Annotated in this window: 26 protein-coding genes; all 26 read right to left on the bottom strand. The window is 58.7% G+C overall.

Annotated features, from left to right (window positions below; genetic code table 11):
- Positions 1-27: 27 nt before the first annotated feature.
- Positions 28-1,323 carry a preprotein translocase subunit SecY gene (gene secY / locus ACT8X9_RS06715; protein WP_227621514.1) on the bottom strand — a complete coding sequence of 432 codons (1,296 nt, stop codon included), beginning with the start codon at positions 1,321-1,323 and terminating at the stop codon, positions 28-30.
- A gap of 1 nt (position 1,324) precedes the next feature.
- Complete coding sequence (gene rplO, locus ACT8X9_RS06710) at positions 1,325-1,765, bottom strand: 50S ribosomal protein L15 (RefSeq protein ID WP_015564645.1); 441 nt, start codon at positions 1,763-1,765, stop codon at positions 1,325-1,327.
- An 18-nt stretch (positions 1,766-1,783) separates the two neighbouring features.
- Entirely contained in the window at positions 1,784-1,969 is a 186-nt protein-coding gene (gene rpmD / locus ACT8X9_RS06705) for a 50S ribosomal protein L30 (protein ID WP_005921851.1), read from the bottom strand.
- A gap of 14 nt (positions 1,970-1,983) precedes the next feature.
- Positions 1,984-2,484 carry a 30S ribosomal protein S5 gene (gene rpsE, locus ACT8X9_RS06700; protein WP_227621515.1) on the bottom strand — a complete coding sequence of 167 codons (501 nt, stop codon included), beginning with the start codon at positions 2,482-2,484 and terminating at the stop codon, positions 1,984-1,986.
- Between the two features lie 19 nt (positions 2,485-2,503).
- Positions 2,504-2,863 (bottom strand): 50S ribosomal protein L18, encoded by a 360-nt coding sequence (gene rplR / locus ACT8X9_RS06695; RefSeq protein WP_005934906.1) that lies wholly within the window; start codon positions 2,861-2,863, stop codon positions 2,504-2,506.
- Positions 2,864-2,881: 18 nt separating this feature from the next.
- Entirely contained in the window at positions 2,882-3,433 is a 552-nt protein-coding gene (rplF, locus tag ACT8X9_RS06690) for a 50S ribosomal protein L6 (RefSeq protein WP_412590336.1), read from the bottom strand.
- 17 nt (positions 3,434-3,450) lie between these two features.
- Positions 3,451-3,849, bottom strand: a complete 399-nt coding sequence (gene rpsH / locus ACT8X9_RS06685) for a 30S ribosomal protein S8 (protein WP_005934908.1) — start codon at positions 3,847-3,849, stop codon at positions 3,451-3,453.
- Between the two features lie 108 nt (positions 3,850-3,957).
- Positions 3,958-4,143 carry a type Z 30S ribosomal protein S14 gene (locus ACT8X9_RS06680; RefSeq protein WP_005921866.1) on the bottom strand — a complete coding sequence of 62 codons (186 nt, stop codon included), beginning with the start codon at positions 4,141-4,143 and terminating at the stop codon, positions 3,958-3,960.
- 13 nt (positions 4,144-4,156) lie between these two features.
- Positions 4,157-4,702 carry a 50S ribosomal protein L5 gene (gene rplE / locus ACT8X9_RS06675; protein ID WP_015564641.1) on the bottom strand — a complete coding sequence of 182 codons (546 nt, stop codon included), beginning with the start codon at positions 4,700-4,702 and terminating at the stop codon, positions 4,157-4,159.
- A 17-nt stretch (positions 4,703-4,719) separates the two neighbouring features.
- A complete protein-coding gene (rplX, locus tag ACT8X9_RS06670; RefSeq protein WP_005934911.1) occupies positions 4,720-5,034 on the bottom strand; it encodes a 50S ribosomal protein L24 in 315 nt (104 codons plus the stop codon).
- A gap of 13 nt (positions 5,035-5,047) precedes the next feature.
- Positions 5,048-5,416, bottom strand: a complete 369-nt coding sequence (gene rplN / locus ACT8X9_RS06665; protein WP_005938014.1) for a 50S ribosomal protein L14 — start codon at positions 5,414-5,416, stop codon at positions 5,048-5,050.
- Between the two features lie 46 nt (positions 5,417-5,462).
- On the bottom strand, positions 5,463-5,720 hold the full coding sequence (gene rpsQ, locus ACT8X9_RS06660) for a 30S ribosomal protein S17 (RefSeq protein ID WP_005938017.1): 258 nt from the start codon (positions 5,718-5,720) through the stop codon (positions 5,463-5,465).
- Positions 5,721-5,732: 12 nt separating this feature from the next.
- Positions 5,733-5,918 carry a 50S ribosomal protein L29 gene (rpmC, locus tag ACT8X9_RS06655; RefSeq protein ID WP_158402011.1) on the bottom strand — a complete coding sequence of 62 codons (186 nt, stop codon included), beginning with the start codon at positions 5,916-5,918 and terminating at the stop codon, positions 5,733-5,735.
- Positions 5,908-6,348: a 50S ribosomal protein L16 gene (gene rplP / locus ACT8X9_RS06650; RefSeq protein WP_005938020.1), complete on the bottom strand. Its 441-nt coding sequence runs from the start codon at positions 6,346-6,348 to the stop codon at positions 5,908-5,910. The genes rpmC and rplP overlap by 11 nt, the downstream gene beginning before the upstream one ends.
- Positions 6,348-7,052, bottom strand: a complete 705-nt coding sequence (gene rpsC / locus ACT8X9_RS06645) for a 30S ribosomal protein S3 (protein WP_005938023.1) — start codon at positions 7,050-7,052, stop codon at positions 6,348-6,350. The genes rplP and rpsC overlap by 1 nt, the downstream gene beginning before the upstream one ends.
- Before the next feature lie 12 nt (positions 7,053-7,064).
- The gene (rplV, locus tag ACT8X9_RS06640) at positions 7,065-7,400 is read right to left on the bottom strand and encodes a 50S ribosomal protein L22 (RefSeq protein WP_005921882.1); all 336 of its coding nucleotides are present in this window, start codon (positions 7,398-7,400) and stop codon (positions 7,065-7,067) included.
- Between the two features lie 18 nt (positions 7,401-7,418).
- Positions 7,419-7,685 carry a 30S ribosomal protein S19 gene (gene rpsS / locus ACT8X9_RS06635; protein ID WP_005934915.1) on the bottom strand — a complete coding sequence of 89 codons (267 nt, stop codon included), beginning with the start codon at positions 7,683-7,685 and terminating at the stop codon, positions 7,419-7,421.
- A gap of 17 nt (positions 7,686-7,702) precedes the next feature.
- Complete coding sequence (gene rplB, locus ACT8X9_RS06630; RefSeq protein WP_227621517.1) at positions 7,703-8,533, bottom strand: 50S ribosomal protein L2; 831 nt, start codon at positions 8,531-8,533, stop codon at positions 7,703-7,705.
- A gap of 77 nt (positions 8,534-8,610) precedes the next feature.
- Complete coding sequence (gene rplW / locus ACT8X9_RS06625) at positions 8,611-8,907, bottom strand: 50S ribosomal protein L23 (protein WP_015564637.1); 297 nt, start codon at positions 8,905-8,907, stop codon at positions 8,611-8,613.
- Positions 8,907-9,530 carry a 50S ribosomal protein L4 gene (rplD, locus tag ACT8X9_RS06620; RefSeq protein WP_227621518.1) on the bottom strand — a complete coding sequence of 208 codons (624 nt, stop codon included), beginning with the start codon at positions 9,528-9,530 and terminating at the stop codon, positions 8,907-8,909. Before rplD ends, rplW begins: the two co-directional genes overlap by 1 nt.
- Before the next feature lie 14 nt (positions 9,531-9,544).
- On the bottom strand, positions 9,545-10,177 hold the full coding sequence (gene rplC / locus ACT8X9_RS06615) for a 50S ribosomal protein L3 (RefSeq protein ID WP_055190682.1): 633 nt from the start codon (positions 10,175-10,177) through the stop codon (positions 9,545-9,547).
- Between the two features lie 97 nt (positions 10,178-10,274).
- Positions 10,275-10,586, bottom strand: a complete 312-nt coding sequence (gene rpsJ, locus ACT8X9_RS06610; RefSeq protein ID WP_005934923.1) for a 30S ribosomal protein S10 — start codon at positions 10,584-10,586, stop codon at positions 10,275-10,277.
- 614 nt (positions 10,587-11,200) lie between these two features.
- Positions 11,201-12,964: an Rqc2 family fibronectin-binding protein gene (locus tag ACT8X9_RS06605; protein ID WP_444268504.1), complete on the bottom strand. Its 1,764-nt coding sequence runs from the start codon at positions 12,962-12,964 to the stop codon at positions 11,201-11,203.
- Between the two features lie 18 nt (positions 12,965-12,982).
- Positions 12,983-13,759, bottom strand: coding sequence for a Nif3-like dinuclear metal center hexameric protein (locus ACT8X9_RS06600; RefSeq protein WP_444268503.1), 777 nt, complete (start codon positions 13,757-13,759; stop codon positions 12,983-12,985).
- 13 nt (positions 13,760-13,772) lie between these two features.
- The gene (locus ACT8X9_RS06595; protein WP_444268502.1) at positions 13,773-14,471 is read right to left on the bottom strand and encodes a class I SAM-dependent methyltransferase; all 699 of its coding nucleotides are present in this window, start codon (positions 14,469-14,471) and stop codon (positions 13,773-13,775) included.
- Positions 14,472-14,726, bottom strand: a complete 255-nt coding sequence (locus ACT8X9_RS06590; RefSeq protein WP_227621522.1) for a DUF1858 domain-containing protein — start codon at positions 14,724-14,726, stop codon at positions 14,472-14,474.
- Positions 14,727-15,019: the final 293 nt, after the last annotated feature.

Below are 15,019 nucleotides of genomic sequence, written 5' to 3'. Positions count from 1 at the left end.
CTTACATCAGTGCTTATTCTTTACAGATCAGCCGAGGAAGCCCTTGTGGCTGCGCATCGTCATGAAGCTGTCGAGGCTGCGGGTGGTATCGAGTGCCACACCGACCACGATCAGCAGGCTGGTACCGCCCAGCTGGATGCTCATACCGGTCAGGTTGCCCAGAACGATCGGCAGTACAGCCACCACAGCGAGGAAGATCGCGCCGATGAGAGTGATCTTGTTCAGCGTGCGGGTGATGAAATCGCTGGTCGGCTTGCCGGGACGGAAGCCGGGGATCGAGCCGTTGTTGCGGCGCAGATTGTTGGCGATCTCAACGGGGTTGTACTGGATGGCCACATAGAAGTAGTTGAAGGCCAGGATCAGCAGCAGGTAGATGACGACGTAAAGCGGCGACGTATAGTTGAAGGTACGGAAGAATGCGTACCAGAACGGATGCGCAGCCTGGTCGACCTGCAGGAAGCTGCCGATCGTGCCCGGGATCGAGACCAGAGCGGAAGCGAAGATGATGGGCATGACGCCGCTCATGTTCAGCTTCAGCGGCAGGTAGCTGTTCTGCCCGCCCATCTGCTTGCGGCCCACCACGCGCTTGGCGTACTGGATGGTGATGCGGCGCTCAGCGTTCGTCATAATGACGATGAACACGATCACGACCAGTGCCAGAACGAGCAGCAGGGGCAGGAAGATGTAGAACTGGCTCTCGCCTGCGGCAGCACGGGTCAGGAGACCCGCCACCGTGGTGTAGAGAGAGGACCAGTTGGAAACGATCGAAGAGAAGATCAGAAGGGACAGGCCGTTGCCAATGCCCTTGTCATCGATCTGCTCGCCGCACCAGGTGATCAGCTGAGCACCTGCGGTGAAGGTGGCGATGATGACCACGGCGGTAAAGATACCAGCCGCGCCGGAAGTGTACTTCAGTGCGCCCATGTTACGGACCACAAAGTAGTAGCCGAGGCTCATGATCAGAGCGATGATGCCGCCGGCGTACCGGGTGATCTGCTGCAGCTTCTGCTGGCCGTCCGGTTCCTTCGCAATGTTTTCCAGCGAGGGGATGGCCACCGTGAGCAGCTGCACGATGATGGATGCGTTGATATAGGGTGTCACACCTAACGCGAAGAGCGTGCACCGGGACAGTGCGCCGCCGCTCATCATATCAAGATATGCGAGCATATTGCCGTTCGAGAACATCTGCGTCAGCGCAGAGCCGGTCACGAAGGGCACCGGGATAGCACAGCCCAAACGGTACACCACGAGGATCGCCAGCGTGAACAGGAGACGATTTTTAAGCTCGGGGATCTTCCATGCGTTACGGAATGTCTGGAACACCTTACATCACCTCAGCCTTTCCGCCTGCCTTCTCGATTTTCTCTTTGGCAGAAGCGGAATAGGCTGCGGCCTTGACGGTCAGAGCCTTGGTCAGCTCGCCGTTGCCCAGGACCTTAACGCCGTCCAGGGTCTTCTTGACCAGACCCTTTGCCTTCAGAGCCTCGGTGTCGACGACTTCGCCGGCCTCGAAAGCTGCCTCCAGATCGGCCACGTTGACGATGGCGTACTGGGTGGCAAAGATGTTGTTAAAGCCGACCTTCGGCAGACGGCGTGCCAGAGGCATCTGGCCGCCCTCGAAACCAGCGTGCTTCACGCCGGAACGGGCCTTCTGGCCCTTGCTGCCAAAACCGGCAGTCTTGCCATTGCCGGAGCCAATGCCGCGGCCCTTGCGGGTCACAGCCTTGTTTGCGCCGGGAATCGCGTGCAGTTCATGAAGTTTCATTATGCGTATCCCCCCTGATTAGGCTTCGGTGACGCTGAGCAGGAAGCCGATCTTAGCGATCTTGCCCTGCGTAGCGGCATTGTCAGGCTGAACGGTAACGTCGCCCGGCTTCTTCAGGCCCAGAGCCTCAGCGGTAGCGATCTGCTTCGCGCCGCGGCCGATCAGGCTCTTCTTCAGCTCGATCTTGAGCATCTTATCTGCCATGGTTTGTTACCTCCTTAACCCAGAATTTCTTTCACGGTCTTGCCGCGCTTCTCAGCGACAGACTCTGCGCTGACCAGGCCGCACAGACCTGCGAAGGTAGCAGACACAACATTGATGGGGTTGTTGGAACGCATAGACTTCGCACGAATGTCCTTGATGCCGGCAGCCTCGATGACGGCACGCACGGGGCCGCCAGCGATCATGCCGGTACCAGCGGCAGCCGGCTTCAGCAGGACTGCACCTGCGCCGTACTTACCGACGATCTCATGGGGGATGGTGGTGCCCTTCAGGGCAACCTTGCGCATGTTCTTCTTGGCAGCAGCCTCGCCCTTGCGGATTGCCTCAGGCACTTCGCCGGACTTGCCGATGCCGTAACCGATGGTGCCCTTGCCGTCGCCCACAACGACCAGAGCGGCAAACTTCATGATGCGGCCGCCCTTGACAGTCTTGGAAACGCGGTTGATGGAGACAACCTTGGTGATCATGCCGTCGTCTTCACGGTTTCTCATAGCCATAATGTGTTTCCTCCTCTCATTACAGCTTCAGGCCGCCCTCACGGGCGCCATCAGCCAGGGCCTTAACACGGCCATGATAAACGTAACCGCCACGGTCGAAAACGACCTCGGTGATGCCCTTTTCCAGAGCCTTTGCTGCGACCTTCTTGCCGATCTCAGCAGCGGCCTCGACGTTGCCGCCGAAACCGTTGAAGTCCTTGTCCATAGTGGACGCCGACACCAGAGTAACGCCCTGCTCATCGTCGATGATCTGAGCGTAGATGTGCTTGGCGGAGCGGAAAACATCCAGGCGAGGACGTGCTGCGGTGCCGCTGATCTTGTTACGAACGCGGCGATGACGACGAAGACGAGCTTCGTTCTTGTCGATCTGCTTAACCATTGTCTTTCACTCCTTACCTTATTTCTTGCCCTTGCCGGCCTTGCCTTCTTTGTGCTTGACAACCTCGCCTTCGTAGCGGATGCCCTTGCCCTTGTAAGGCTCGGGCGGCTTCTTGGCGCGGATCTCGGCAGCATACTGGCCGACCTTCTGCTTATCGATACCGGTAACAGTGAAGTGGTTGGGGTCCTGCCACACGATGGTGCAATCCTCAGTATCGGGGATGTTCACCTGATGAGAGAAGCCCAGGTTCATCACAAGGTTGGAGCCCTGCTTCTGGCAGCGCAGGCCGACGCCCACGATCTCCAGCTTCTTCTCGTAGCCGTTGACAACACCGTTCACCATGTTGGCGATGTTGCTGCGGGTCAGGCCGTGCAGGCTGCGGGCCTCGGGTTCGTCATTGGGGCGGGTAACCAAAACCTCATTACCCTCGACCTTGACGGTCATGAGGGGATGATAGTTGGAATTCAGGCTGCCCTTGGGGCCCTTGACGGCGACGGTGTGTGCTGCCTCATCGACAGTGACCGTAACGCCGGCAGGAATGACGATGGGTTTTCTTCCAATTCTCGACATTGTCTTTTACCCCTTTCTTACCACACAAAGGCCAGGACCTCGCCGCCAACGTGCGCAGCACGAGCAGCCTTATCGGTCATGATGCCCTTAGAGGTGGAAATGATTGCGGTGCCCAGGCCCTTCATGACCTTCGGCATATCCTCGCAGTTGGTGTAGATGCGCAGGCCGGGCTTGGACACACGGCGCAGGCCGGCGATAACAGGCTCGCCGTTTGCCTGATACTTCAGGGTGACAACGATGGTGCCCTGAACAGTGTCGTTCTTCACCTGCATGCCCTTGATGTAGCCCTCGTCAACCAGAATCTGGCAGATAGCCTTCTTCATGTTGGAAGCGGGGATCTCCACAGAAGGGTGTTTGGCAGTGCTAGCGTTGCGGATGCGAGTCAGCAGGTCCGCGATAGGATCAGTAATCTGCATTTGCCACTAACCTCCTTAGATTAGCTCTCATTTGTTTTATAATGATACCGCCCCGAAACATCGTTGCCCCGGGGCGGAATCCGACTTGTTATCCAGCCCTTGGATGAATTACCAAGAAGCCTTCTTCACGCCCGGGATCTCGCCCTTGTAGGCCAGCTCACGGAAGCACACACGGCACACGCCGTACTTGCGCAGCACGGAGTGGGGGCGGCCGCAGATGCGGCAGCGGGTGTATGCACGGGTAGAGAACTTAGCAGGACGAGACTGCTTGAGCTTCATAGACAGTTTAGCCATTGTAATCTCCTCCTTAGTTATTCTCAGCGAACGGAGCGCCCAGAGCCTTCAGCAGCTCCTTGCCCTCTTCGTCGGTCTTAGCGGTGGTAACGAAGCAGACATCCATGCCGCGGACTGCATCGACCTTCTCGAAGTCGATCTCGGGGAAGATGATCTGCTCCTTGATGCCGCATGCAAAGTTGCCGCGACCGTCAAAACCGTTGCCGTTGATGCCGCGGAAGTCGCGGACACGGGGCAGTGCGATGTTGAAGAAACGATCGACGAACTCGTACATACGCTCACCACGCAGGGTAACCTTGCAGCCGATGGGGGTGCCCTGACGCAGCTTGAAGTTAGCGACGCTCTTCTTGGCACGGCAGACGACTGCCTTCTGGCCAGTGATCTGGCCCAGATCCTTCATGACAGCCTCAAGGATCTTCTCGTTGTCCTTAGCTTCGCCGCAGGCAACATTGATGACGACCTTGTCCAGCTTGGGGATCTGCATAACGCTCTTGTAACCGAACTTCTTGTTCAGAGCAGGAGCAATTTCATTGACATACTGTTCTTTCAAACGAGCCATTGTTCCTTACTCCTTTCTTACAGCTCAGCGCCGCACTTCTTGCAGACGCGGACCATCTTACCGTCCTTCTCGACGTGGCCCACGCGCACAGCCTTGCCGCACTTGGGGCAGATGGGCATGACCTTGGATGCGTACATTGCACCCTCAGCCTTGACGATGCCGCCCTGCTCGCCCTGACGACGGGGCTTGACGTGCTTGGTAACCATGTTCTGGCCCTCAACGATGACCTTGTTCTCAGAGGGGCTGACCTGCAGGACCTTACCAGTGTGGCCCTTGTCCTTGCCGCTGATGATCATTACGTTGTCGCCGGTTTTAACATGAAGATTATTCATTTTTAAAACCTCCTTACAGCGATTCCGGAGCCAGGCTCAGGATCTTGGTGTAGCCGGCATCGCGCAGCTCGCGAGCGACGGGTCCAAAGATACGAGTACCCTTGGGGCTCTTGTCGGCCATGACGATAACGGCGGCGTTCTCATCGAAACGGATGTAGGAGCCGTCGTCGCGGCGGACGCCATGCTTGCTGCGCACGATGACAGCCTTGACGACGTCGCCCTTCTTAACGGAGCCGCCGGGGGCTGCCTTCTTGACAGAGCAGACCACGACGTCACCAATGTTTGCGTATCTCTTGCGGGTGCCGCCCAGCACGCGGAAGCACATCAGCTCCTTGGCACCGGTGTTGTCGGCAACTTTGAGATAAGTTTGCATCTGAACCATTTCAGATATCTCCTTTCAAACTGTTCAAAGCAGCGGGCAAAGATGATTACTTTGCCTTCTCAACGATACGGACCAGGCGCCAGCGCACATCCTTGGACAGGGGGCGGCACTCCATGATCTCAACACGGTCACCGATGCCGCACTCGTTCTGCTCGTCACGAGCCTTGAACTTGGCGGTACGCTTCAGGATCTTCTTGTACAGGGGGTGCTGCACGCTATCCTTAACGGCAACCACGATGGTCTTATCCATCTTGTCGGACACGACGACGCCGACGCGGGTCTTTCTCAGATTACGTTCTTCCATCGTTTAACCTCCTTACTGCTTCTCAGCCAGAATGGTCATCACGCGAGCGATGTCCTTCTTGACTGCTTCGATGCGGCCGGGGTTCTCCAGCTGGTTGATGGCATGCTGGAAGCGCAGGTTAAACAGCTCGGCCTTCAGGTCTGCCAGCTTGCTGGTCAGCTCTGCGGTCTGCATTTCGCGGAGTTCATTAGCCTTCATTGGTGCCATCCTCCTTCACGGAGTCCTCACGGACAACAAATTTGCACTTGATGGGCAGCTTGTGCATTGCCAGGCGCAGAGCCTCACGAGCAGTTGCCTCATCGACATCTGCCAGCTCGAACAGCACACGGCCGGGCTTGACAACAGCGACCCAGTACTCGGGAGAGCCTTTACCGGAACCCATGCGGGTCTCAGCGGGCTTCTCAGTAACGGGCTTATCGGGGAAGATCTTGATCCAGACCTTGCCGCCACGCTTGATGTAACGAGTCATGGCGACACGAGCAGCCTCGATCTGAGTGGAGGAGATCCATGCCGGCTCCAGAGCAACAAGGCCGTACTGGCCCTGGCACACCACGTTGCCGCGGGTAGCCTTGCCGGTCATGCGGCCGCGCTGGACGCGGCGGTACTTAACACGCTTAGGCAGTAACATTACTTGTTGCCTCCTTCCTTCTTCTGAGCGGTCTTAGCGCTCTTGAGGACCTCGCCCTTGTAGACCCAGACCTTGACGCCGATGCGGCCGTAGGTGGTAGCAGCCTCAGCGAAGCCGTAGTCGATGTCGGCACGCAGGGTCTGCAGGGGGATGGTGCCCTCGTGGTAGCTCTCAGTGCGGGCGATGTCGGCGCCGCCCAGACGGCCGGAGCACATTGCCTTGATGCCCTTTGCAGGGACAGTTGCACGATCGCGGGGGCTCATAGCGTTACGCATGCACTGCTTCATAGCGCGGCGGAAGGTAACGCGGTTCTCCAGCTGACGAGCGATGTCCTCGGCAACCAGCTGAGCGTTGGTAGCAGCGCTCTTGACCTCGATGACGTTGACGATGACGGTCTTGCCATACTCCTTGGTCAGCTTGTTCTGCAGAGCAACGCGCTCTTCGCCGCCCTTACCGATCACCATACCGGGCTTTGCGCAGTAGATGTTGACGGTAACGCGGGGAGCGGAAGTGGAAGGATCCACAGTGCGCTCGATCTCGATCTTGGGGACGCCAGCGTCCTTCAGCTGAGCCTTCAGCTCAGTGCGGATCTTGTGATCCTCGACGAGGTTATCGCTGAAATCCTTCTTGGAGGCAAACCAGCGGCTGTCCCAGTCTTTAATAACGCCGACACGAATGCCGTGCGGATTTACTTTCTGGCCCATTGTTTTCCCTCCTTACTCTTTCTCTTTCAGAACAACGGTCATGTGGCTGGTGCGCTTCAGGATGCGGTAGCCGCGGCCCTGTGCACGAGGCATCATGCGCTTCAGCGTCGGGCCGGGGCAGACATAGCACTCGGCGACGTAGAGGTTGTTCTTGTCCATATTGAAGTTGTTTTCCGCATTTGCGGCTGCAGACTTCACCAGCTTCAGAAGGGGCTCACAAGCGGCCTTCGGGGTGTACTGCAGGATTGCCAGCGCTTCGTCCAGGGGCTTGTTACGGATCAGATCCATAACGATGGACACCTTACGAGGACTAATGCGGGCATAACGAAGAATTGCCCGAGCTTCCATGTTGTGTTCCTCCTTCTCTTACTTCGAATTACCGGTGTGGCCCTTAAAGGTACGGGTGGGAACGAACTCACCCAGCTTGTGGCCAACCATGTCCTCGGTCACGTACACAGGCACATGCTTGCGGCCGTCGTGGACGGCAAAGGTGTGACCAACGAATTCGGGGAAGATCGTGGAGGCGCGGCTCCAGGTCTTGATGACCTGCTTCTTGCCGGAAGCGTTCATTGCTTCAACGTGCTTCAGAAGAGCAGCCTGGACGAAAGGTCCTTTTTTAATGCTTCTACCCATTGTCTTAAACTCCTCTCTTACTTACCTGCACGCTTCACGATGAGCTTATCGGAGCGCTTATGATGCTTGCGAGTCTTGAGACCCAGAGCAGGCTTGCCCCAGGGAGTCATAGGACCGGAGTGGCCAACAGGTGCACGGCCCTCGCCACCGCCGTGGGGGTGGTCGCAGGGGTTCATGACGGTACCACGGCTGCCGGGACGGACGCCCATGTGGCGCTTACGGCCAGCCTTGCCGAGGTTGACGTTCTCGTGGTCGATGTTGGAGACCTGACCGACGACTGCGGTGCAGTTGACGGGCACGTTGCGCATCTCACCAGAGGGCAGACGGACCAGAGCGTAGCCGTTCTCCTTAGCCATCAGCTGAGCCATGTTGCCAGCGGAACGGACCAGCTGAGCGCCGCGGCCGGGGTACAGCTCGATGTTGTGGATGATGGTACCGACGGGGATGTTCTCGAAGGGCAGGCAGTTGCCGGGCTTGATGTCGGCGCCCTTGCCGCTGACGACAACATCGCCGACCTTCAGGCCGTCGGGAGCGATGATGTAGCTCTTGACACCGTCAGTGTACTCGACCAGAGCGATGAATGCGCTGCGGTTCGGATCGTACTCCAGAGTCTTGACGGTAGCGGGCATATCGGTCTTCTGACGCTTGAAGTCGATGACACGATACTTGGTGCGGTTGCCGCCGCCCTGATGGCGGACGGTGATACGACCGGTGTTGTTGCGGCCGCTGTGCTTCTTCATAGGCTCCAGCAGGCTGCGCTCGGGAGCGACCTTGGACAGGACGCTGTAATCCGTGACGGTCATGCCGCGGCGGCCCGGAGTAGTGGGGCCATACTTTTTGATAGCCATTGTGCTATTCTCCTTTGTTTATCTTATGAATTATTATCGGGGTCATATCCCCATAGAGGAACCCTCGGTGGGTTCGATCAGACCATGCTGTTGAAGAACTCGATCTCCTTGGAGTCCTTGGTCAGGGTCACGATCGCCTTCTTGGAGGCGGCAGTGTAACCAGCATGCATACCCTGACGGCGGAAACGGCCGCGGACAGAGATGGTGTTGACCTTGGAGACCTTGACGCCGGGGAACAGGACCTCGACAGCCTGAGCGATCTCGACCTTGGTAGCATCGGTAGCGACCTTGAAGGTGTACTTCTTGTCGGCGATACCGGCCATGGAGTTCTCGGTAATGACCGGCTTCAGGATAATATCATGTGCGGTTTTCATTAGCCAAGCACCTCCTCGAGCTTCTTCGCTGCGTCGACGCTGATGATCAGCTTGTCGGCGTTCAGCACATCGTAGGTGTTCACGCTGCCAGCGAAGGTGGTCTTGACGCCAGCGATGTTGCCAGCGCTCTTGACGAACTTTGCATCGACAGTCTCATTGACCAGCAGGTTCTTCTTGCCAGCGCCGACGGCGTTCAGCATGGAGACGACAGCCTTGGTCTTGTACTCGTCGCAGGCGAACTTATCAACAACGACCATGTTGCCATTGGCAGCCTTGTCGGACAGGACGCTCAGCAGAGCCAGACGCTTGACCTTGTTGTTGATGTGGTAGTTGTAGCTGCGGGGCTTGGGGCCCAGAGCGACGCCGCCGTGAGTCCACTGCGGTGCACGGATGGAACCCTGACGAGCGTGGCCGGTGCCCTTCTGACGCCAGGGCTTCTTGCCGCCGCCGGAGACTTCCATGCGGATCTTGGTGTTCTGGGTGCCCTGACGCTGGTTGGCCAGGAAGTTCACCACAGCAATGTGGACTGCCTTCTCGTTCGGGGTGATACCGAACACGGCGTCGGAAAGCTCGATCTCGCTAACATGCTGACCGTTCATATCGACTACGTTAAACTTTGCCATTGTAGCTTTCCTCCTTACGCCTTCACGCTGTTGGCCAGAGTGACGATGGTGCCCTTGGAGCCGGGAACCGCACCCTTGACAGCGATCAGATTGTTCTCGGTGTCAACCTTGACAACGGTCAGGTTCTGCACGGTAACGCGCACAAAGCCCATGTGGCCGGGCAGGCGCTTGCCGGGGAACACGCGAGACGGGGTAGAAGTGGAGCCATTGGAACCGGCGTGGCGTGCCACCGGGCCGGTGCCGTGGCTCTCACGCAGACGGTGCTGGCCGTAGCGCTTGATAACGCCCTGATAGCCCTTGCCCTTGGAGACGCCCACGACGTCAACCTTGTCGCCAGCTGCGAAGACATCAGCCTTCAGCACATCGCCGACGTTCATTGCGGAGACATCCTCCAGACGGAACTCGCGCAGGGTCTTCTTGGGGGCAACATTTGCCTTCTTGAAGTGGCCTGCAGCTGCCTTGTTGACCTTCTTGGCGGAAACCTCGCCGAAGCCCAGCTGGACAGCCTGATAACCATCGCTCTCGACGGTCTTCTTCTGCACGACGGTGCAGGGACCAGCCTCGATGACGGTCACGGGAATGACCTTGCCGTTCTCATCGAACAGCTGGGTCATACCGACTTTCTTGCCGATAATGCCTTTAACCATTTTCTTTTCCTCCTGTAAAGGTTATTGGTTGGCAGCGCACGTCACTGCCAACATGACCCCTCGGGAAACGAGGGCATCGAATTTGATCGAGTGTCTTTTACAGCTTGATCTCGATGTCCACGCCAGCGGGGAGCTGGAGGCTCATCAGAGCCTCGACCGTCTTGTTGGACGGCTTCAGAATGTCGATCAGACGCTTATGAGTGCGGCTCTCGAACTGCTCGCGGCTATCCTTGTACTTGTGGGTAGCGCGCAGAACGGTGACGATCTCACGATCGGTGGGCAGGGGGATGGGGCCGGACACGCGGGCACCAGTGTGCTTTGCGGTCTCCACGATCTTCTCTGCTGCGGCATCGATCAGCTGAGCATCATAGCTCTGCAGACGGATTCTGATTTTCTCTTTGACTGCCATTGCTTACGCCTCCTGAAAAATTGTTTTGCCCTAGGCGAGCCGATAAATTGCTCTACACAGTTCCGGGTGTTCCTCGATTTGGCACTAGAAAAACCGGTGAACCGCTTGGCAGTTCTCCCGGAGATATATTAGCAAATCAAATCCGAACATTGGTTCCTCCCGTTTCGCAGGTCGCCCTGCCGAGGGAACGTATTCCATCGCTGTCAGTAATTCTTTCGCCCGGTTCTAAGATCGGACATACTCCGCGGAAATAACCCATCTCAGCTATCGCCGGATGACAACCTCCCGCATCTACGCATATCGCTGGCCTGCACGACTTGTATCGCACAAGCCCTTTGCAGCCGAGAGATATTCTATCACATCTTCGTGCATTTGGCAAGTGTTTTTTCGAAAAAACGCAGATTTTATTTTTTATTTCCTCTGTTTTCTTTTCCGGCCGATTTTCTGTGCAGAATGCACAATGCCATGGCAGCTTTTTCTGTGGAAAACCCCGCTGACTCTTAGGATGCCCGCTCACCGGCCCTCTTATACCATCGTCCTTCCGTTTTTTATCCACTGCCTCCTGCAAAAAAGCCGCCGTGCAGATGCACAGCGGCCAGAGTCTCAAATCGGATCTATTTTTTCGCGTTGACCTTCAGCTCATCCAGCAGCTTTTCCCGCGGGGTGACGTACACTGTGGTGTAGACCTCGTAGAGCACCATGCCGGGCTTTGCGCCGTTGGCTTTCCAGATGTTCTTCACCTCAGTGGTATCCACGGCCACCTTGGCGGCGGCACCGGCCTTGAAGGCGCTGGAATAGACCACGGCCAGCTCTGCGGCCTCCTGCTTGGTGGCGTCGGGGATGTCCTCGCCCCGGCTCATGACCACGACATGGCTGCCGGGGGCCTTCTGGACGTGGAACCAGAGGTCCTTGCCCCGGGCAGTGTGGAGGGTGAGCCTGTCGTTCTGGGCGTTGTTGCGGCCCACAAGGATCTCGAAGCCGTCGCTGGAGGTGAACCGGAGGAAGTCGGCGGGCTTCTGGCGCTTGTCGCGCTGCTTGTAGTATTTCAGGTAGCCCTGACTCTTCAGCTCGGCGCGGATCTCATTCAGCGCCGCCTCGCCGGAGGCCGTCTCCACCTCGTAGAGCACCGTTTCCAGATAGGCGATCTCCTTCTCGCCCTCGGCCAGCAGGTCCACCAGCATCCGGGCAGCCGTCTGCTTCTTCTTGTAGTTCTTGAAGAAGTTCTGGGCGTTCTGGCTGGGACTGAAGCGAAGGTCCAGCGGGATGGTGACTTCTCGGCCCTCGTCGTACCAGTTGGGCACGGTGATGCTCTTCATCCCCTTTTCAGCGAGGTAAAGGTTGGCCGACAGCAGCTCGCCGTAGAGGCGGAGCTTCTCGCTCTTGCCGCTGGCGGCAAGTTCTTCCTGCCGCGCGGCCTGCTTGCGGACGGCGCGCTCATACATATTATGGACGGCCTTGTGCAGCTCCTTGCTCTTGGTGCGCAGGCGCTCGGCGCGGTCCTTCTCGGCGTAGTAGCCCTCGAGCATGGCGTTGAAGGATGGCCATTCCTTGATGAGATACTTGTCGCCGTACTGCCGGGGACGGAAGAAGGTGTACTCCACCGGCTTTCCGTCCGGGGCGGTGACGCTGCACGGACAGCCGCCCTCGTCGTAGATCTCCTTCAGCTCGTCGATGGCTGCCATCAGCTGGTGCTTCTGGGCCTCGGTCAGCTCGTTGGCCAGCAGATGCTCCCCGTCAAAGGCACGCCATGCAGCTTCCCGGCAGACCACCGGGCCGACGCCTGCCACCGTCTTGTTCAGGGCGTCCGCCACCGGCAGGTCCCGCTCACAGGCCGCCGCCACGATGGACGCCGCACTGACCGCCAGAAAATCGGGCCGGGCAGGCTTGGGGGGCGTGGTATAGGGCAGACCGGGCAGGAGCTGACGGACATCGCTGTCCTCAAAATCCACCCGCTTAAGGGCGTCGATGATCTTTCCGTTTTGCACCAGCACCAGATTGGAGTAGCGGCCCATCAGCTCCGCGCAGAGGATGTTCCGCACAAGGTCGCCCATCTCGTTGGTGCACTGGAACTCGAAGTAGACGATGCGGTCGCCCGGCTCCATCCGGACGTCCAACAGACGTCCGCCGGTGAGATGCTTTCGCATCAGCATACAGAAGGAGGGCGGCGTTTCGGGGTTCTCGAAGTTCTCCTCGGTCAGGCAGACTCTTGCCGAGCCGCTCCGGGCCGACAGCAGCAGGCTGTAGGTATCGGTGCGGGTGCGCAGGGTGATGACCAGCTCATCGCGGGTCGGCTCAAACAGTTTTGCGATCTTGGCGTCGGCCAGCGTGGTCTTCAGTTCCGCCGCCGTCAGCGCCAGTGTCGCGGCATCCAATGCCATTTGTATTACCTCGTTTTATTATAAATAAGTATAAGGGTCGCGGGCGTCCTCGCTCACGAGGACTTCCAGCGCCGGGAAGGCCCCGCGCAGCTTTTCGGCCACCGCCGCCGTCACCGGAAATTCGGTGGCGTAGTGGCCCGCCGCGATGAGGGAAAGCCCCAGCCGCTTGGCGTCGATGGCGTGGTGGTGATTGGCCTCGCCGGTCAGCAGGCAGTCCGCCCCCTGTGCCAGCGCGTCCTCAAAGAGGCTGCCGCCCGCGCCGCTGATGACGGCCAGCCGCTGCACGGTCTTGCCGGTGTCGGCGAATTTCACCTGCACCGCAGGGCCGTCGAGGGGCTGGTTGCAGCGGGAGGCAAGCTCCTGCTGCGCCTTTTTCGCCAGCTCAGGCACCGTGATGGGGTCGATGCTGCCCACTCGACCGCAGCCCTCGGCGAAGACTTCCATCTCCCGCATCCCGAAGAACCCGGCCAGCACCTCATTGACGCCGCCCTCGGCGGCATCCAGATTCGTGTGCATACAGATGGCCGAGATGCCGTTTTTCACCAGTTGAAAGGCCACGTCCTGCCCGCTCAGCTTCTTGAGGGGAGAAAAGATGACCGGGTGGTGGGACACGATGAGCTGACAGCCCTTCCGGGCCGCTTCCTCCACCACCTCGGGGGTGATGTCCAGCGTCACCAGAACCCGGGACGCTCCGCCGCCGCAATCCACCAACAGACCGGGGTTGTCCCAGCTCTCCGCCAGCGCCAGCGGCGCGATGCGCTGCATCTCCTGATAAATCGAATCGATCGTTGTCATAGCTTTACCTGCCTTACCGATACGTTTCCTTTTCCTTCAAAGAAGCGGCCTGAGAGGGCAGAGACGCGATCAATGCGTCCATCTCCCTCGCCATCTCGCTGCCGTCCGGCACGCCGAGGCGGAGGCGGGGCAGCTTTGCTTTCTGCCATGCGGCGTAGCCCTCGCCCTCCGGCCACTGGCCGGTGAGGCCGAACAGGCATTCTTGGAAGGTGGGCATCCTCACCTCGCCGGTGTACTCCGCCGCCATGACGGCATACCAGCGGCCCGCCGCCTGCACCGGCCGGTCAGCTATGAGGGCAAAACCGTGCTCCCACAGCCAGCGGCGGAGGTCGCTGTGGCGGGTGGCCGGCACCATCACGAGGCGCGGCCCGCCCGGCGCAGACACCCACGGAGCTTTCTCGATGATCTCCCATGTCGTCTGGGCCGAGACGCCCGCCAGCACGATGGTGCCTGCCTCGCCCGGGGACAACACAGAAAGACCGTCGCCGAGCCTCAGCTCAGCGCGGTCTTTGCATCCGGCATATTCCAGCGTCTGTGCGGCCTTCGCCAGCGGGCCGGGGCGCAAATCGGCCCCGATGACCTTGGGGTACTTCCCCGAAGCGGCCAGCACCGCCGTCAGCTTGCCGTGGTCGCAGCCGATGTCGGCCACAGGCTGACCGGGGCGCACCAGCTCAGCGGCAGCGCTCAGACGCGCATCCAGTGTCGGCAGCACTCAGGACTTCTTGGAGGCCAGATGAGCGTTCAGCTTCTCCAGCAGCTCGTCGCAGTCCACACCGTGGACCTCGCAGGCCTCCTCGATGCTCTCGCCGCGGGAGGCGGGGCAGCCGAGGCAGTGCATCCCGATCTCCATAAAGTAGGGAGCGGTGCTCTGGTCCATATCCAGAATGTCGCCGATGATGGTCTCACGAGTCACCTGCTTCACAGGGTGGTTCTCGTCCTTCTTGAGCATATTGAAAATATCAAACATGGTAGTATCCCTTTCTGTCTTTCACGATGCGCCTTGCAGCGCTCAGCTATAATATACCCCAATCATATCCTATTTTTCAAGTAGAAATTGAAAAGCTTCTTGTTTCTTCCGCAAAGAAGTGTGGTTTTTCGGGTGCTGGTGTTCTCTTTTGTTGGCTAAAAGAGGACTAGAAATGGTTTTCGCGCTGGTAGCGCGGGGTAAAGCGCTTTTTCATCAAGGCTAATGTTCTCTTTTGCGTGCCAAAAGAGAACCAGAAATGGTTCTCGCGCTGGTAGCGCGGGGGATGTTTTTTC

This window comes from Faecalibacterium sp. (genome assembly GCF_052358865.1).
In the GTDB taxonomy this organism is placed as follows: domain Bacteria; phylum Bacillota; class Clostridia; order Oscillospirales; family Ruminococcaceae; genus Faecalibacterium; species Faecalibacterium butyricigenerans.
Note: the sequence above shows the minus strand (reverse complement) of the source record. Positions and strands in the feature narration are given on the sequence as shown.

Bases quoted from the DNA above. Each gene is read 5' to 3' on its own strand.
- rplO (WP_015564645.1), bottom strand. From the start codon at position 1,765: ATGAAACTTCATGAACTGCACGCGATTCCCGGCGCAAACAAGGCTGTG.
- rpmD (WP_005921851.1), bottom strand. From the start codon at position 1,969: ATGGCAGATAAGATGCTCAAGATCGAGCTGAAGAAGAGCCTGATCGGC.
- rpsE (WP_227621515.1), bottom strand. From the start codon at position 2,484: ATGGCTATGAGAAACCGTGAAGACGACGGCATGATCACCAAGGTTGTC.
- rplR (WP_005934906.1), bottom strand. From the start codon at position 2,863: ATGGTTAAGCAGATCGACAAGAACGAAGCTCGTCTTCGTCGTCATCGC.
- rplF (WP_412590336.1), bottom strand. From the start codon at position 3,433: ATGTCGAGAATTGGAAGAAAACCCATCGTCATTCCTGCCGGCGTTACG.
- rpsH (WP_005934908.1), bottom strand. From the start codon at position 3,849: ATGCAGATTACTGATCCTATCGCGGACCTGCTGACTCGCATCCGCAAC.
- ACT8X9_RS06680 (WP_005921866.1), bottom strand. From the start codon at position 4,143: ATGGCTAAACTGTCTATGAAGCTCAAGCAGTCTCGTCCTGCTAAGTTC.
- rplE (WP_015564641.1), bottom strand. From the start codon at position 4,702: ATGGCTCGTTTGAAAGAACAGTATGTCAATGAAATTGCTCCTGCTCTG.
- rplX (WP_005934911.1), bottom strand. From the start codon at position 5,034: ATGAATAATCTTCATGTTAAAACCGGCGACAACGTAATGATCATCAGC.
- rplN (WP_005938014.1), bottom strand. From the start codon at position 5,416: ATGGTTCAGATGCAAACTTATCTCAAAGTTGCCGACAACACCGGTGCC.
- rpsQ (WP_005938017.1), bottom strand. From the start codon at position 5,720: ATGGAAGAACGTAATCTGAGAAAGACCCGCGTCGGCGTCGTCGTGTCC.
- rpmC (WP_158402011.1), bottom strand. From the start codon at position 5,918: ATGAAGGCTAATGAACTCCGCGAAATGCAGACCGCAGAGCTGACCAGC.
- rplP (WP_005938020.1), bottom strand. From the start codon at position 6,348: ATGTTACTGCCTAAGCGTGTTAAGTACCGCCGCGTCCAGCGCGGCCGC.
- rpsC (WP_005938023.1), bottom strand. From the start codon at position 7,052: ATGGGCCAGAAAGTAAATCCGCACGGCATTCGTGTCGGCGTTATTAAA.
- rplV (WP_005921882.1), bottom strand. From the start codon at position 7,400: ATGGAAGCTCGGGCAATTCTTCGTTATGCCCGCATTAGTCCTCGTAAG.
- rpsS (WP_005934915.1), bottom strand. From the start codon at position 7,685: ATGGGTAGAAGCATTAAAAAAGGACCTTTCGTCCAGGCTGCTCTTCTG.
- rplB (WP_227621517.1), bottom strand. From the start codon at position 8,533: ATGGCTATCAAAAAGTATGGCCCCACTACTCCGGGCCGCCGCGGCATG.
- rplW (WP_015564637.1), bottom strand. From the start codon at position 8,907: ATGAAAACCGCACATGATATTATCCTGAAGCCGGTCATTACCGAGAAC.
- rplD (WP_227621518.1), bottom strand. From the start codon at position 9,530: ATGGCAAAGTTTAACGTAGTCGATATGAACGGTCAGCATGTTAGCGAG.
- rplC (WP_055190682.1), bottom strand. From the start codon at position 10,177: ATGGTTAAAGGCATTATCGGCAAGAAAGTCGGTATGACCCAGCTGTTC.
- rpsJ (WP_005934923.1), bottom strand. From the start codon at position 10,586: ATGGCAGTCAAAGAGAAAATCAGAATCCGTCTGCAGAGCTATGATGCT.
- ACT8X9_RS06605 (WP_444268504.1), bottom strand. From the start codon at position 12,964: ATGGCATTGGATGCCGCGACACTGGCGCTGACGGCGGCGGAACTGAAG.
- ACT8X9_RS06600 (WP_444268503.1), bottom strand. From the start codon at position 13,759: ATGACAACGATCGATTCGATTTATCAGGAGATGCAGCGCATCGCGCCG.
- ACT8X9_RS06590 (WP_227621522.1), bottom strand. From the start codon at position 14,726: ATGTTTGATATTTTCAATATGCTCAAGAAGGACGAGAACCACCCTGTG.